The following is a 16,157-nucleotide window of genomic DNA, read 5'->3' on the forward strand; positions in this document are numbered from 1 at the left end:
CGCCCAACGGAAACACATACACACATCACTACGTTCCGGTGATGACATAACAAGGCAACCCGGACGGTTGTCGCTCGACATTTTGGAGAATTTGAATGGCTATTAGCACACCGATGCTGGTGACATTTCTCGTTTATATTTTTGGCATGATCCTGATAGGGTTTTTGGCATGGCGTTCCACTAAAAACTTTGACGACTACATCCTCGGCGGGCGCAGCTTAGGCCCGATGGTCACCGCACTCTCTGCGGGCGCTTCCGACATGAGCGGCTGGCTGCTGATGGGGCTGCCGGGCGCGATTTTCATCTCCGGTATCTCCGAAAGCTGGATCGCCATCGGCCTGACCGTCGGCGCGTGGATCAACTGGAAGCTGGTGGCAGGCCGTCTGCGCGTGCACACCGAAGCCAACAACAACGCCCTGACGCTGCCGGACTACTTCACCGGACGCTTTGAAGATAACAGCCGTATCCTGCGCATTATCTCCGCGGTGGTGATCCTGCTGTTCTTCACCATCTACTGTGCCTCCGGCATCGTGGCGGGCGCGCGCCTGTTCGAAAGCACCTTCGGCATGAGCTATGAAACCGCCCTGTGGGCCGGCGCCGCAGCAACCATCCTCTATACCTTCGTGGGCGGATTCCTGGCGGTAAGCTGGACCGATACCGTGCAGGCGAGCCTGATGATCTTCGCCCTGATCCTGACTCCGGTGATTGTCATTTTCACCGTCGGCGGCTTTGGCGAATCGCTGGAAGTGATCAAGCAGAAGAGCATCGAAAACGTCGATATGCTGAAAGGGTTGAACTTCGTCGCCATCGTCTCTCTGATGGGCTGGGGCCTGGGCTACTTCGGCCAGCCGCACATTCTGGCGCGCTTCATGGCGGCGGATTCTCACCACACCATCGTTCACGCGCGTCGCATCAGCATGACGTGGATGATTCTGTGTCTGGCGGGGGCGTGTGCGGTCGGCTTCTTCGGTATCGCGTACTTCAACAACAACCCGGCGCAGGCGGGCGCGGTGAACCAGAACGCCGAGCGCGTGTTCATCGAGCTGGCGCAGATCCTGTTCAACCCGTGGATTGCCGGTATTCTGCTCTCCGCGATCCTCGCGGCGGTGATGTCCACCCTGAGCTGTCAGCTGCTGGTGTGCTCCAGCGCCATCACCGAAGACCTCTACAAAGCGTTCCTGCGTAAGGGCGCGAGCCAGAAAGAGCTGGTGTGGGTAGGGCGCTTTATGGTGCTGGTGGTTGCGCTGGTGGCGATTGCGCTGGCGGCAAACCCGGAAAACCGCGTCCTGGGGCTGGTGAGCTACGCCTGGGCGGGCTTCGGTGCGGCATTTGGTCCGGTGGTGCTGTTCTCTGTACTGTGGTCACGCATGACCCGCAACGGCGCGCTGGCGGGGATGATTATCGGTGCGGTAACCGTTATCGTCTGGAAACAGTTCGCGTGGCTGGGCCTGTACGAAATCATTCCGGGCTTCATCTTCGGCAGCCTCGGTATCGTGGTGTTTAGCCTGCTGGGTAAAGCGCCGTCTGCGTCTATGCAGAAACGCTTTGCGGAGGCGGACGCGCACTATCACTCAGCGCCGCCGTCTAAGCTCCAGGCTGAGTAATTTTCCCCTCACCCTAACCCTCTCCCCGGTGGGGAGAGGGGATAGTCCTTTCACCTATGTGAGTCTTCATCAATGAGAATTAAAACAGGGTTAATGGTGGCAGCATTCGTGATGCTGTCGGGCTGTAGCGCACCCGCACAGCACGCGGCGGTGGAAACCTGCAAAGCAGAAAATCAGATGCAGCAGACCACGCTTTATTTCGGCTTAAACCGTCCTGCCGGGGCGCAAATCACAGGCAACGAATGGCAGCAGTTTGTCGACCAGGACGTGACGCCACGCTTTCGCGATGGTTTAACGGTATTTGATGCGCGCGGTCAGTGGCTGGGGAATGATGGAAAAGTGGCGCGCGAGCCGAGCAAGGCATTGATGCTGATCCACGCTAAAGACGCGCAGAGTGAGAAGAATATCGAAGCGTTGCGCGGGATCTATAAGTCACGCTTCGCGCAGGAGTCGGTGATGCGGGTCGACCAGCCGGTGTGCGTGCAGTTTTAATGAAAAACGGCGGGAAACCCGCCGTTGTTGTATCGTAGGCCCGTGCAAGCGAAGCGCCGCCGGGCACAAAACTTACAGCACCAACCCCGCAAAGCTTGCCGACAGCAGGCTTACCAGCGTTGCCCCGTATACAAGGCGTAAACCAAACCGCGACACCACGTTACCCTGTTGCTCATTCAGACCTTTTATTGCCCCCGCCACAATGCCGATGGAAGCGAAGTTAGCGAACGATACCAGGAACACGGACAAAATCCCCAGCCCGCGCGGTGACATTTGATGGGCTATTTTTTGCAGCTCGATCATCGCCACAAATTCATTCGCCACCAGTTTAGTTGCCATAATGCTCCCCGCGCTTAAGGCATCGCTCAGCGGAATACCAATAAGCCACGCCAGCGGATAAAACACATAACCCAGAATCTGCTGGAAGCTCATGCCAAATATGCCGGAGAAGAGGGCGTTAATGGCGCTAATAAGGGCGATAAAGCCAATCAGCATCGCCAGAATAATCATCGCCACCTTAAAACCGGCCAGAATATACTCGCCCAGCATTTCAAAGAAGCTCTGGGATTCGTGCAGTTTTTCCAGCCTGATATCCGGCTCCGCTTCCGGGCGGGCCGGGTTAATGACCGAAAGAATAATAAAGGTGCTGAACATGTTCAGGATCAGCGCCGCGACGACAAACCTGGCGTCGAGCATAGTCATATAGGCCCCGACAATCGACAGCGAAACCGTCGACATGGCCGTGGCAGCCATCGTAAACAGACGACGCGAGGAGAGATCGCCCAGCACGCCTTTGTAGGCAATGAAGTTTTCCGACTGACCGAGGATCAGCGAACTCACCGCGTTAAAGGATTCCAGCTTGCCCATGCCGTTCAGTTTTGACAGCAGCGTCCCGATCACCCGAATAAAGATCGGCAGAATACGCCAGTGCTGAAGAATACCAATCAGCGCCGAGATAAAAATAATGGGGCAGAGCACGCCAAGGAAAATGAACGCCAGCCCTTTTTCACCCATCCCGCCAAAGACAAAATTCGTCCCTTCGGCAGCGAATTTAAGCAGCGACTCAAAGAAACCGGAAACGTATTTAATAATAAACAGGCCGCTTTCTGCGTGGAGGAAAAAGAACGCCAGCGCGATTTCGATCACGATCAGCTGTAAAACGAAACGAATACGAATTTTTCGGCGGTCGAAACTCACCAGCCAGGCGAGCGCAAGAATAATCACCAGCGCCAGCAGGAAATGGACAATTTTAAACATGGCTTATTTTCAGTTGGTTTTCGAGGCGGACATTTAGCCACAGCCCCGGTTAACCGTAAATGGGCATTTTCGTTATACCTTATAAACGTAACGGTTACTCAGGCAATTATTACTCCGCAATGCGTTTACATCTGGTCATCAAAACTCAACACATTTCGCTTGTTTTTCTTGTTGCCGTAATGATAATCACTATCACAAGAATTTACTTTTCTTTGCATCAGTTGACCGCGATAAACATTTAAGGTGTCGGCATGTTTGTTCCTTTTCTCATTATGTTACGTGAAGGCCTTGAAGCGGCCCTGATTGTTAGCCTTATCGCCAGTTATCTGAAGCGTACCCAGCGCGGACGCTGGATTGGCGTCATGTGGGTTGGGGTTTTCCTTGCTGCGGCGCTCTGCCTGGGCCTCGGTATCCTCATCAACGAAACCACCGGGGAGTTCCCGCAGAAAGAGCAGGAGCTGTTTGAAGGGATCGTCGCCGTGATTGCGGTGGTGATCCTCACCTGGATGGTGTTCTGGATGCGCAAGGTCTCCCGTAACGTGAAGGTACAGCTTGAGCAGGCGGTGGATAACGCCCTGCAAAAAGGCAACCACCACGGCTGGGCGCTGATCATGATGGTCTTTTTCGCCGTGGCGCGTGAAGGCCTGGAGTCTGTGTTCTTCCTGCTCGCGGCTTTTCAGCAGGACGTGGGCATCTGGCCGCCGCTGGGCGCGGTGCTCGGGCTGGCCACGGCGGTTGTGCTTGGCTTCCTGCTCTACTGGGGCGGCATTCGTCTTAACCTGGGCGCGTTCTTCAAGTGGACCAGCCTGTTTATTCTGCTGGTGGCCGCAGGGCTGGCGGCAGGGGCGATCCGCGCCTTCCACGAAGCGGGTCTGTGGAACCACTTCCAGGACGTGGCGTTCGATCTCAGCAACGTCCTGTCGACCCATTCACTGACCGGTACCCTGCTCGAAGGGATCTTCGGCTACCAGGAAACGCCGAGCGTCAGCGAAGTGGCGATGTACTTTATCTATCTGGTTCCGGCGCTGATCCTGTTCGCTATGCCGCCGCGTACCGGCTCGCAGACGTCGCGCGTAGCGCCGTAAGTGCTGTTTTAGTTACAACATACTTTTAAAGGGAAGAGTCATGGCCATTCAGTTCCGTCGTAGTGCGTTATGCGCAGGCATTGCCGCGCTGTTCGTGTCTGCCTTCACCGCTCAGGCGGCAGATATTCCGCAGGTAAAAGTCACCGTCAACGATAAACAGTGCGAGCCGATGACCATCACGGTTAACAGCGGTAAAACGCAGTTTATTATTCAGAACCACAGCCAGAAGGCGCTGGAGTGGGAAATTCTGAAAGGCGTGATGGTGGTGGAAGAGCGCGAGAATATCGCGCCGGGCTTCAGCCAGAAGATGACCGCAAATCTTCAGCCCGGGGAATATGACATGACCTGCGGCCTGCTGACTAACCCGAAAGGTAAGCTGATCGTCAAAGGCGCAGCGACGGCGGACGCGGCCAAAGGCACGGCGCTGCTGAGCCTCGGCGACGCCATTACCGCCTATAAAGCCTACGTCACCAAAGAGACAGCGGACCTGGTGGCAGGCACCAAAGCCTTTACCGACGCGGTGAAAGCGGGCGACATCGAAAAAGCGAAATCCCAGTATGCGCCTACCCGTCAGCACTACGAGCGCATTGAGCCGATTGCCGAACTGTTCTCTGACCTCGATGGCAGCATTGACGCCCGTGAAGACGACTACGAGCAGAAGGCCACCGATCCGAAATTCACCGGCTTCCACCGTCTGGAAAAAGCCCTGTTTGGCGATAACTCCACCAGTGGGATGGAGAAATACGCCGAGCAGCTCAACAGCGACGTGCTGGAGCTGCAAAAACGCATCAGCGAGCTGGCATTCCCACCGTCGAAAGTGGTGGGTGGCGCAGCGGGCCTGATTGAAGAAGTGGCCGCCAGCAAAATCAGCGGTGAAGAAGATCGTTACAGCCACACCGACCTGTGGGACTTCCAGGCGAACGTCGACGGCGCACAGAAAATTGTCGAGCTGCTGCGGCCTCAGCTGCAAAAAGAGAACGGCGAGCTGCTGGCGAAAGTGGATGCCAACTTTAAGAAAGTTGACGCTATCCTGGCGAAATACCGCACCAAAGACGGGTTCGAAACCTACGACAAGCTGACCGATGCTGACCGTAACGCGCTGAAAGGCCCGATAACCACCCTGGCGGAAGATCTCTCCCTGCTGCGTGGCGTACTGGGTCTGGATTAAGCGATGAACAAGCATGACGAATACGACGTGGCGGAACCTTCCCGACGTCGGTTGTTAAAAGGGGTAGGGGCGCTGGGCGGCGCGTTTGCCCTGGCGGGAGGCTGTCCGGTGGCGCATGCGGCAAAACCGCAAAGCGCCCCTGGCACTCTCTCCCCGGATGCGCGTATGGAAACGCAGCCGTTTTATGGTGAGCACCAGGCGGGGATCCTGACGCCACAGCAGGCCTCGATGATGCTGGTGGCTTTCGATTCGCTGGCGAGTGATAAAGCCGACCTTGAGCGTCTGTTCAGGCTGTTGACCACGCGTATTGCCTTCCTCACCGCCGGCGGTCCCGCACCGGAAACACCGAATCCGCGCCTGCCGCCGATGGATTCCGGCATCCTCGGCGCGTTTATCGCTCCCGATAATCTGACCATCACCGTGTCGGTGGGGGAATCGCTGTTTGATGATCGCTACGGACTGGCGAAGCAGAAGCCGAAAGCGCTGCAAAAAATGACGCGATTCCCGAATGATTCTCTCGACGCGGCGCTGTGCCACGGCGATCTGCTGTTGCAGATCTGCGCTAATACCCAGGATACGGTGATCCATGCCCTGCGCGATATTATCAAGCACACCCCGGATCTGCTGAGCGTGCGCTGGAAGCGGGAAGGTTTTATCTCTGACCACGCCGCGCGCAGTAAAGGGAAAGAGACGCCGGTCAACCTGCTGGGCTTCAAAGACGGCACCGCCAACCCGGACAGCAGCAATACCGCGTTGATGAAGAACGTGGTATGGGTGACGGCGGATCAGGGCGAACCGGCCTGGGCGGTCGGAGGCACCTATCAGGCGGTGCGTATCATTCAGTTCCACGTGGAGTTCTGGGATCGCACGCCGCTGAAAGAGCAGCAAACTATCTTCGGTCGCGATAAGCAAACCGGCGCACCGCTCGGCATGAAGCACGAGCACGATGAACCCAACTACGCCCGCGATCCGAACGGGGACGTCATCGCGCTGGACAGCCATATTCGCCTCGCCAATCCTCGCACCAAAGAGACGCAATCCAGCCTGATGATGCGCAGGGGCTACAGCTACTCGCTGGGGGTGACCAACTCCGGTCAGCTTGATATGGGACTGCTGTTTGTCTGCTATCAGCACGATCTGGAGAAGGGATTCCTCACCGTGCAGAAGCGGCTCAACGGCGAAGCGCTGGAGGAATATATTAAGCCCATCGGCGGCGGCTATTTCTTTGCCCTGCCCGGCGCGCGTGACGCGAACGCCTGGCTCGCTCAGGGTCTGATAGAAGCCTGATAATCGTCCCTGCGACAGTTCGCGGGGACATTATTTTTTCGAAGGACTATCTTATTGTTATATTTCTGTAATATTTCTATATAAGACTGATTTTCCATGTAGGGGCAGTCCTAAAAGTTGCATTCAGGTAAAATAAATGTTGCATTTATGATAATTCCTGATGTACTTAAGAGAAGACAGCGGTAGTTCCCGGCAGTGATGCTAACTCACTATGGAGATCGCGAATGGTTGCGTCCTGTACTGGACAAGGTAAACACATCAACCGCAGTACCCGGCGCGGAGGCTCAGACTCCGGCAGCGATTTCTTCACCACCAAATTCTCTCCTTCACCTCAAGAACCTTTTTCTACCGACGTGCATAACGGTGCGCGTAGCCGTTGTATATCGTCATCCGGTAATGCAAGCAATGGCTTACAAGGAAGCCAACCCTCTGATGTTCGTGCGCATAATCGTGCCGATGCTGGCGCGTGTGATGAATACCAACAACTCAAGGTGCTATCCATGGGAAGACAGAAAGCAGTGATCAAAGCTCGTCGTGAAGCAAAACGTGTGCTGAGACGGGATTCACGTAGCCATAAGCAGCGTGAAGAAGAATCGGTCACCTCGCTTGTGCAGATGAGCGGCGTAGAATCCATTGGCATGGCGCGGGACAGCCGCGATGCATCGCCAATTGTGGCGCGGAATGAAGCTCAGGCGCACTACCTGAATGCTATCGAGAGTAAACAGCTCATCTTTGCAACCGGGGAAGCCGGATGCGGGAAAACCTGGATCAGCGCCGCCAAAGCGGCGGAGGCGCTGATTCATAAGGACGTGGAAAGGATCATCGTTACCCGTCCGGTACTGCAAGCGGATGAAGATCTGGGCTTCCTGCCCGGCGATATTTCCGAGAAGTTTGCCCCGTACTTCAGGCCCGTCTATGACGTGCTGGTGAAGCGGTTGGGCGCTTCCTTTATGCAGTACTGCCTGCGACCAGAGATTGGCAAGGTGGAAATCGCGCCGTTCGCCTATATGCGCGGACGTACATTTGAAAATGCGGTCGTTATTCTTGACGAGGCTCAGAACGTGACCGCTGCGCAAATGAAGATGTTTTTAACGCGCCTCGGGGAGAACGTGACGGTTATCGTCAACGGCGATATTACCCAGTGTGACCTGCCGTCGGGCGTGAAGTCCGGCCTGAGCGATGCCATGTCACGTTTTGAGGAAGATGAGATGATAGGGGTGGTCCGCTTCACAAAAGAGGACTGCGTCCGCTCAGCGCTGTGCCAACGAACGCTGGAAGTGTACTCCGACTAAGATCATTTCACATTTTAAGTCATTTCTTCCCGGCGTTATGCCGGGAAGCTTCCTTTATTCCCTCTGCACGCGTGGCTTTTTTAAATCATATTTATTTCCTATAGCATTCAATGGGATTTACGCCCCGTTTTGCGGTAATAATAATATTACTGTTAATTTGCTGCGAACGCTTTTTATACAGGTCACGGAAATGTGATATGTATTTATAATACCCACAAAATATCTATGAATATAATGATCATGCTAATTATTGGTTTAAAATTAAACGTGAATGTTGTCACAGAACATGACTAAGAAGTAAAAATTAAGTTGGTGTCTTTTGGGTAATTATCTATGTTTCGTACTTGTTCAGACAAAATTCTAAAAAGAAATTCGCCAGGGGATCGTTTCCTCTGGAACATCACGCTAAGGGTCATACATGAACGAACTGGTTAGTGCAATTAATGGTGTTATCTGGAGCCCGGCGTTAATATTTTTATGTCTGGGTGTCGGCCTCTATTTCTCGCTGCGTAGTCGCTTTCTGCAATTACGGCATATAAAACTTATGATTACCCTGATGTTTCAGGGGCGTCCTACCGAGGCAGGCGTGTCGTCGTTTCAGGCGCTGACGATGACGCTGGCGGGCCGCGTGGGGACAGGGAATATTGCCGGTGTAGCGACCGCCATTACCTTTGGTGGACCCGGTGCGCTTTTCTGGATGTGGATCGTGGCATTTTTGGGGGCAAGCTCTGCTTTTGTCGAATCCACGTTAGGTCAGGTTTATAAAGAGAAAATTAACGGCGAATATCGTGGTGGTCCTGCCTTTTATATTGAGAAAGGGTTAGGCGTGAAGTGGTACGCATGGTTATTTGCCATCGTAACGATTTTCTCCTGCGGATTATTACTGCCAGGTGTGCAGGCAAACTCTATTGGTGCGAGCCTGGATATTGCCTTTGGTCTGAGCCCAAATGTCACGGCGGCGTTACTTGCTGTGCTGTTGAGTTTTATTATTTTTGGTGGCGTAAAAAGGATTGCCAGCTTTAGCAGTATGGTGGTTCCGTTTATGGCGCTCGGCTATATTATTGTGGCGTGCGTGATTATCGCTATCAATATTGATCAGCTTCCTTCAGTTATATTGCTGATCTGGAAAAGTGCTTTTGGCCTTGAAGCTGGGTTTGGCGCTATTCTGGGCCAGGCCATCATGTGGGGCGTGAAGCGTGGCGTCTATTCCAACGAGGCGGCGCAGGGTACCGGGCCACATGCCTCCTCGGCGGCGGCCGTAAGCCATCCGGTGAAACAGGGGCTGGTTCAGGCGTTCTCCGTGTACATCGACACGCTGTTTGTCTGCTCCGCGACCGGGTTTATGCTGTTGATCACCGGGCTGTATAACGTGCAGGGCGTCGACGGCGCAGCGCTCTATACCGGAATAGCGGGCGTGGCCGCAGGACCGGGATATGTCCAGACGGCAATGGAAAGTATGATGCCGGGCTTCGGTAATTACTTTGTTGCCATCGCGCTGTTCTTCTTTGCCTTCACCACGATCATTGCTTACTACTACATCGCTGAAACGAATATCGCCTACATCAACCGTAAGATTCATCGCCCGTGGCTGACGTTCCTGCTCAAGCTGTGTCTGATGGCTTCGACGGTATATGGCACGGTACGCACCGCGGATCTGGCCTGGGGATTAGGGGATATTGGCGTAGGGCTGATGGCATGGCTCAACATTATTGCCATCGTTCTGTTGCATAAAAAAGCGTTTGCCAGCCTGAAGGATTATGAAATCCAGAATGCACAGGGGTTGGATCCACACTTTGACCCGGTTCGGCTGGGGATTAAAAATGCGGATTACTGGCTGGAGAAGCGTAAGGATGAAGCGCGTGCTCAGCCTGAGCAGGTTTCATCTCCTGAAGGAAAGGAGTCGGTAGGGAAGTTGAATAGCTGAGGAATGGTTGAGACAGGCCCGTGCTTTTGTACGGGCTTTCTTTTTTTGTAGGTGAGGCAGCTCCTGTCGCACCGGGGGGATTGACTCGCTTCGCTCTCAGTCTGTCCAACTGGCTGCGCCAGTTGTCGAACCCCGGTCGGGGGTTCTCATCCCCCCCCAAAGGCGTGCGACATGCGAAAAAAAAGCCCGCATTTTCATGCGAGCTCTTCTTCAAATATGGCGGTGAGGGGGGGATTCGAACCCCCGATACGTTGCCGTATACACACTTTCCAGGCGTGCTCCTTCAGCCACTCGGACACCTCACCATATTGTTTTGCTGCCTGACCGCTTGGGGGGCAACGGGGCGCTACTATAGGGAGTTGCGCTAAAATGGTCAAGCAGATTTTCAGCATTCGTGCTTGTTCGGTTAAGCCTTAATCAGCTTATGTCGCAGCGCGCAGGATTAACGCTGCGAATCGAGCACTTCGCTATTTTTCACCACGTCCTGCGCTTTGCTGTAGCTTTCGATCAGCAGCTGGTAGGCCGGGAAGATGTGTGTGTACACCTCAGCCCATTCACCCGCATCTTCACGGTTCCACGTGCGCTGAATTTCGGAAGCAACAGCAGCCGTGTCCATCGGCACCACGCCTGCCTGCACCACGCGCGCCAGGGTGATCTCCTGCGCCATTTTGCTGTAGGTGCCGGAGGCATCAATCACCGCAAACACTTTATATCCGTCCGCCACCGCGCTGATGGACGGGAAGGCCATGCAGACGCTGGTGATCGTCCCCGCGATAATCAGCGTTTTGCGCCCGGTGGCTTTCACCGCCGCCACGAACTCCGGGTTATCCCAGGCGTTGATCTCACCCTTGCGTGCCACATACTGTGCGTGCGGCGCGTTGGCGTGGATCTCCGGGATAAGCGGGCCGTTCGGTCCCTGTGGAACCGACGCCGTGGTGATCACCGGGATCTTCGCCAGCGAGGCGATTTTTGCCAGCGCTGCTGCACGGGCGCGCAGCTCAGGCATTGGCATGTCTCCTACGGTCTGGAACAGCCCGCTCTGGTGATCGATAAGCAGCATAACGGCATCGTTTACGTCAATAACGGGACGTGCACCGTTGAAGTTTGCAGGGGTAGACATAATGCGCTCCTTATTACGTTTAGATTTGGCCAAAGCGGCCGGAGTTGAAATCGCGAATAGCCTCGGCAATTTCGGTTTTACTGTTCATCACAAACGGGCCATAGCCCACGATGGGTTCATTCAGCGGCTCCCCGGCCATCAGCAGCACTTTGGCATCGCTGCTGGCTTCGAGATGCAGTTTGTCACCGCTCTGACTCAGCACGACCAGTTGCGCCTCACCGGCAGGCGTGGTGCCGTTCACCGTCACGCTGCCTTCAACGACAACCAGCGCCGTGCTCCAGCCTTCGGGCTGATTGAGCGTCAGATGGCTACCCTGGCGCAGCGCGAGATCCCACACGTTCAGCGGTGAGAAGGTATGCGCCGGGCCGGTTACCTCTCCAAAACGGCCAGCAATCACGCGCAATGTTCCGCTGTTATCCGGCAGGGTGACCACCGGGATATCCGACTGAGTGATGCTCTGGTAGCCAGGCGTCGCCATTTTGTCTTTGGCGGGCAGGTTGACCCACAGCTGCATCATTTTCAGTTCACCGCCTTTCTGCGAAAACGCGCTGGAGTGGAACTCCTCGTGCAAAATGCCTGCGCCTGCCGTCATCCACTGCACATCGCCTGGGCCAATAACTCCGCCTCTGCCGGTGGAATCACGGTGCTCCACTTCGCCTGAGTAGACGATGGTCACCGTTTCAAAACCGCGATGAGGATGCTCGCCCACGCCGCGTTTCGCGCCGTCCGCCGGGAAGGTATGCGGTCCGGCGTAGTCCAGCAGCAGGAACGGGCTCAGGGGCTCGCCGTGCGTCTGGTAAGAAAACATCGAACGAACCGGAAAACCGTCACCGACCCAGTGCGGCCGAGGTGCGGTATACACGCCTGTTACGTTTTTCATGATTAACTCCTGATGTCCTGTTGATGGAATTAGCTTATATTCAGGGTTAATATCCCGGTAGATAGCAAAAATGACATTCACTGTTCCTTAAATGGAACAATAGAGGCGTATGCAGGATCTCAATGATTTCGTATGGTTTGTGAAGGTGGTGGAGCATGGTGGCTTTGCGGCGGCGGGTCGGGCGCTCGATCAGCCTAAGTCGAAACTGAGCCGTCGGATTGCTCAGCTGGAAGAACGCCTGGGCGTTCGGTTGATCCAACGTACCACGCGGCAGTTTGCGGTGACGGAGGTGGGGCAGACGTTCTATCAGCACTGTAAAGCCATGCTGGTGGAAGCTGAAGCTGCGGAGGAGGCGGTGGCTGCTTTACAGGCTGAGCCGCGCGGTATGGTCCGGATCACCTGTCCTGTCACCTTGCTGCACGTTCACGTGGGGCCCATGCTGGCGCGGTTTATGGCGCGCTATCCAGGGATCAACCTCCAGCTCGAAGCCACCAACCGCCGGGTCGATCTGGTGGCGGAGGGGGTGGATGTGGCGATCCGCGTTCGTCCGCGCCCGTTTGATGACAGCGATCTGGTATTAAGGGTGCTGGCGGACAGGGGGCACTGTCTGGTTGCCGGGCCGGCACTGATTGAACGGATGGGCAACCCGGCGATGCCCTCTGAACTCAGCGAGTGGCCGGGGTTAAGTATGGGGGCGGGCAAGCACCTGCATAAGTGGGAATTGAGCGGGCCGGAGGGCGCAAAGGCAGAAATTCACTTCACGCCGCGCCTGGTGACTACCGACATGCTGGCGCTGCGGGAGGCGGCGATGGCGGGCGTGGGCGTGGTACAGCTGCCCATTTTGATGGTGAAGGATCAGCTGGCTTCAGGTGAACTTGTTCGGGTGCTGAATGCCTGGGAACCCAGACGGGAAGTGATCCACGCGGTGTATCCATCCCGGCGCGGCCTGCTGCCATCGGTCAGGACGCTGGTGGATTTTCTCACCGAAGAGTATGCAAAGATGGTTGAAGACTAGCTTTTTGTAGGTCGGGTAAGCGTAGCGCCACCCGACATAAAGAACGCAGGGAGCGAATCTCCTTACGGAGAATATAAAAGAAAAAAGCCCGTACTTTCGTACGAGCTCTTGTCTTGAATATGGCGGTGAGGGGGGGATTGACTCGCTTCGCTCGCCCTTCGGGCAGCCTGTTCGCTACGCTCTCAGTCTGTCCAACTGGCTGCGCCAGTTGTCGAACCCCGGTCGGGGGTTCTCATCCCCCCAAAGGCGTGCAACATGCGAAAAAAAAGCCCGCATTTTCATGCGAGCTCTTCTTCAAATATGGCGGTGAGGGGGGGATTCGAACCCCCGATACGTTGCCGTATACACACTTTCCAGGCGTGCTCCTTCAGCCACTCGGACACCTCACCATATTGTCATCCCGTTGTTGTCGGGACGGGCGCTAATGTAAGGAAAAGCCGTACTGCCGTCAACCCACTTTTTCAGTAATTTAGCGTGTTTAGACAAACTTCAGGCAACCTGATTCCGAAATGTGCGAAATGCGCCTCTTTTATCAGCAACGCGGTTTAGCGATAAATTTGTTATGCTGGCAAGCCAGTTGAAAATGAAAATAAAACAGCGCAATAAAAGGCAATGACTATGGATATTATCTTCTATCACCCCACTTTTGATACGGCTTACTGGATTAACGCGCTCACGGCGGCACTGCCTGGCGCACGCGTTCGCGAATGGAAACAGGGCGATAATGAACATGCCGACTACGCGCTGGTCTGGCATCCCCCGGTCGAAATGCTTCAGGGACGCCGTTTGAAGGCGGTGTTTGCTCTTGGTGCGGGTGTGGATTCCATTCTCAGTAAGCTGAAGGCACACCCTGAAATGCTGCCGGAGGATATTCCCCTGTTTCGTCTGGAAGATACCGGTATGGGGCAACAGATGCAGGAATATGCCGTGAGCCAGGTGCTGCACTGGTTCCGACGTTTCGACGATTATCAGGCGTTCAAACAGCAATCCCACTGGGAACCGCTTCCGGATTATCAGCATGAAGATTTCATCATCGGCATCCTCGGCGCGGGTGTACTGGGTTCGAAAGTCGCCGAAGCGCTCGCGCCGTGGGGCTTCCCACTGCGCTGCTGGAGCCGGAGCCGTAAGGATTATCCAGGCGTCGAGAGCTTTGCCGGAACGGACGAACTCCCGGCGTTCCTGAAAGGGACTCGCGTCCTCATTAACCTGCTGCCGAATACGGCGGAAACGGTCGGCATTATCAATGGCACGCTCCTCAACCAGTTGGCAGAAGACAGCTACTTAATGAACCTGGCGCGCGGGGTACACGTTGTGGAAGACGATCTGCTGAAAGCGCTGGATAGCGGTAAACTGAAAGGCGCAATGCTGGATGTGTATAGCCGCGAACCGCTGCCAAAAGACAGCCCGCTCTGGGCACATCCGCGCGTGGCGATGACGCCTCATATTGCGGCCGTGACGCGACCGGTGGAGGCCGTGGCGTACATCTCGCATACCATCAGCGAAATAGAGAAGGGCAACGCGGTGACCGGACAGGTCGACAGACAGCGAGGCTACTGAGAGAAACCCGGCGTTCGCCGGGTTTTTGCTAATATTCGCCGCTGATAACTGCTATCCTTTGGAAAAACCGCAGAGGAGAGAAAGATGTATCCCGTTGACCTGCATATGCACACCGTCGCCAGTACCCACGCTTACAGTAACCTCCATGATTATATCGCTCAGGCGAAGCTGAAAGGCATTAAACTGTTTGCGATAACCGATCACGGTCCGGATATGGCGGATGCGCCGCACTACTGGCATTTTGTGAATATGCGTATCTGGCCACGCCTGGTGGACGGTATCGGGATACTGCGCGGCATCGAAGCGAACATCAAAAATACTGACGGTGAGATTGACTGCACCGGCCCGATGCTGACCTCGTTAGATCTGATCCTCGCCGGCTTCCACGAGCCGGTCTTTGCGCCCCAGGATAAAGAGACCAACACCGCAGCGATGATTGCCACTATTGCCAGCGGCAACGTGCACATTATTAGCCACCCGGGAAATCCGAAATACCCGATTGATATTCAGGCCGTGGCGCAGGCGGCAGCGAAGCACCGTGTGGCGCTGGAGATTAACAACTCCTCCTTTGTTCACTCGCGTAAGGGCAGTGAAGCCAACTGCCGCGAAGTGGCGGCGGCCGTGCGTGACGCGGGCGGCATGGTGGCGCTGGGCTCTGATTCACACACGGCCTTCACGCTGGGTGATTTTAGCGAGTGCCTGAAAATATTGCGGGACGTGAATTTCCCGGAAGAACAGATCCTGAACGTCACGCCGCGTCGTATGCTCGACTTCCTTGAGTCGCGCGGCATGGCGCCGATTGATGAATTTGCCGATCTTTAATTAATAACGGAATAAAAACATGAATGAGTTTTCCATCCTTTGCCGCGTGCTGGGCACCTTATATTACCGCCAGCCGCAGGATCCGCTGCTGGTTCCGCTGTTTACCCTGATTCGTGAAGGTAAACTGGCGCAGAGCTGGCCGCTGGAACAGGATGAGTTGCTGGAACGCTTGCAAAAAAGCTGCGATATGCAGCAGATTTCAACGGATTACAACGCGCTGTTTGTGGGGGAAGAGTGTCGCGTGTCGCCGTATCGTTCTGCCTGGCAGGAAGGTGCGACCGAAGCGGAAGTTCGGGCGTTTCTTTCAGAACGCGGCATGCCGCTGACGGATATGCCTGCCGATCATATCGGTACCCTGCTGCTGGCGGCCTCCTGGATTGAAGATAATGCAGGTGATGATGAGAACGAGGCGATTGAAACCCTGTTCGAAACGTATTTGCTTCCGTGGGTTGGCACCTTCCTGGGTAAAGTTGAAGCCCATGCCACCTCGCCGTTCTGGAGAGCGCTGGCTCCGCTGACGCGTGACGCCATCGCTGCCATGTGGGACGAGCTGGAAGAAGAGAACGAAGAGTGATTTGAATCACAAAAATCCTGCAACGATACATTTCAACTTGCACGTAATGTGCTTCTGATCTCATTTCTATGGTGCGCATC

General features: G+C 55.3%; 14 protein-coding genes, 2 tRNA genes and 1 other RNA gene. 11 read left to right on the plus strand and 6 right to left on the minus strand.

The genetic code is table 11. From position 1 onward, the window contains the following. Positions 1-95: 95 nt before the first annotated feature. Together putP and SK50_RS10650 are read left to right on the plus strand one after the other, a co-directional pair. Entirely contained in the window at positions 96-1,604 is a 1,509-nt protein-coding gene (gene putP, locus SK50_RS10645; RefSeq protein ID WP_017384768.1) for a sodium/proline symporter PutP, read from the plus strand. A 72-nt stretch (positions 1,605-1,676) separates the two neighbouring features. Continuing rightward, on the plus strand, positions 1,677-2,096 hold the full coding sequence (locus SK50_RS10650) for a DUF3574 domain-containing protein (RefSeq protein ID WP_017384767.1): 420 nt from the start codon (positions 1,677-1,679) through the stop codon (positions 2,094-2,096). Positions 2,097-2,168: 72 nt separating this feature from the next. Here the strand turns inward: SK50_RS10650 and SK50_RS10655 are convergent, their stop codons facing one another. Next, complete coding sequence (locus SK50_RS10655) at positions 2,169-3,353, minus strand: NupC/NupG family nucleoside CNT transporter (protein WP_017384766.1); 1,185 nt, start codon at positions 3,351-3,353, stop codon at positions 2,169-2,171. A 251-nt stretch (positions 3,354-3,604) separates the two neighbouring features. Here SK50_RS10655 and efeU point away from each other — a divergent pair, with 251 nt between their 5' ends. From efeU to SK50_RS10680, 5 genes are all read left to right on the plus strand, one after another. Continuing rightward, positions 3,605-4,438: an iron uptake transporter permease EfeU gene (efeU, locus tag SK50_RS10660; RefSeq protein WP_017384765.1), complete on the plus strand. Its 834-nt coding sequence runs from the start codon at positions 3,605-3,607 to the stop codon at positions 4,436-4,438. A gap of 40 nt (positions 4,439-4,478) precedes the next feature. After that, a complete protein-coding gene (efeO, locus tag SK50_RS10665; protein WP_015570859.1) occupies positions 4,479-5,606 on the plus strand; it encodes an iron uptake system protein EfeO in 1,128 nt (375 codons plus the stop codon). Positions 5,607-5,609: 3 nt separating this feature from the next. Further along, complete coding sequence (gene efeB, locus SK50_RS10670) at positions 5,610-6,893, plus strand: iron uptake transporter deferrochelatase/peroxidase subunit (protein WP_015570858.1); 1,284 nt, start codon at positions 5,610-5,612, stop codon at positions 6,891-6,893. 500 nt (positions 6,894-7,393) lie between these two features. Beyond that, positions 7,394-8,185, plus strand: coding sequence for a phosphate starvation-inducible protein PhoH (gene phoH, locus SK50_RS10675; RefSeq protein ID WP_017384762.1), 792 nt, complete (start codon positions 7,394-7,396; stop codon positions 8,183-8,185). Between the two features lie 418 nt (positions 8,186-8,603). Beyond that, positions 8,604-10,109 carry an alanine/glycine:cation symporter family protein gene (locus SK50_RS10680; protein ID WP_017693655.1) on the plus strand — a complete coding sequence of 502 codons (1,506 nt, stop codon included), beginning with the start codon at positions 8,604-8,606 and terminating at the stop codon, positions 10,107-10,109. Positions 10,110-10,326: 217 nt separating this feature from the next. Here SK50_RS10680 and SK50_RS10685 read toward each other — a convergent pair. The 3 genes from SK50_RS10685 to SK50_RS10695 all read right to left on the minus strand — a co-directional run bounded on the left by SK50_RS10685 (position 10,327) and on the right by SK50_RS10695 (position 12,109). Continuing rightward, positions 10,327-10,414, minus strand: a tRNA-Ser gene (locus SK50_RS10685). A gap of 137 nt (positions 10,415-10,551) precedes the next feature. Then, positions 10,552-11,229, minus strand: a complete 678-nt coding sequence (locus tag SK50_RS10690; RefSeq protein ID WP_003858068.1) for an isochorismatase family protein — start codon at positions 11,227-11,229, stop codon at positions 10,552-10,554. A 19-nt stretch (positions 11,230-11,248) separates the two neighbouring features. Continuing rightward, positions 11,249-12,109, minus strand: a complete 861-nt coding sequence (locus SK50_RS10695; protein ID WP_015570855.1) for a pirin family protein — start codon at positions 12,107-12,109, stop codon at positions 11,249-11,251. A 109-nt stretch (positions 12,110-12,218) separates the two neighbouring features. Here SK50_RS10695 and SK50_RS10700 point away from each other — a divergent pair, with 109 nt between their 5' ends. Further along, positions 12,219-13,124, plus strand: coding sequence for a LysR family transcriptional regulator (locus tag SK50_RS10700; protein ID WP_017384759.1), 906 nt, complete (start codon positions 12,219-12,221; stop codon positions 13,122-13,124). Positions 13,125-13,244: 120 nt separating this feature from the next. On the opposite strand, the gene SK50_RS23200 is transcribed toward SK50_RS10700, so the two are convergent. Both SK50_RS23200 and SK50_RS10705 read right to left on the minus strand, forming a co-directional pair. Continuing rightward, positions 13,245-13,381, minus strand: a non-coding RNA gene (locus tag SK50_RS23200) — RtT sRNA. A 44-nt stretch (positions 13,382-13,425) separates the two neighbouring features. Continuing rightward, a tRNA-Ser gene (locus SK50_RS10705) sits at positions 13,426-13,513 on the minus strand. 229 nt (positions 13,514-13,742) lie between these two features. Between SK50_RS10705 and ghrA the strand changes: the two genes are divergently transcribed. The 3 genes from ghrA (at position 13,743) to SK50_RS10720 (ending at position 16,077) form a co-directional block, all read left to right on the plus strand. Further along, entirely contained in the window at positions 13,743-14,681 is a 939-nt protein-coding gene (gene ghrA / locus SK50_RS10710; RefSeq protein WP_017693654.1) for a glyoxylate/hydroxypyruvate reductase GhrA, read from the plus strand. Positions 14,682-14,765: 84 nt separating this feature from the next. Continuing rightward, the gene (locus SK50_RS10715) at positions 14,766-15,503 is read left to right on the plus strand and encodes a phosphatase (RefSeq protein ID WP_003858061.1); all 738 of its coding nucleotides are present in this window, start codon (positions 14,766-14,768) and stop codon (positions 15,501-15,503) included. Positions 15,504-15,522: 19 nt separating this feature from the next. Continuing rightward, a complete protein-coding gene (locus tag SK50_RS10720; protein WP_017693653.1) occupies positions 15,523-16,077 on the plus strand; it encodes a TorD/DmsD family molecular chaperone in 555 nt (184 codons plus the stop codon). Positions 16,078-16,157 lie beyond the last annotated feature (80 nt).

Source organism: Enterobacter sp. BWH64 (assembly GCF_001037645.1).
GTDB classification, from domain to species: Bacteria; Pseudomonadota; Gammaproteobacteria; order Enterobacterales; family Enterobacteriaceae; genus Enterobacter; species Enterobacter hormaechei_C.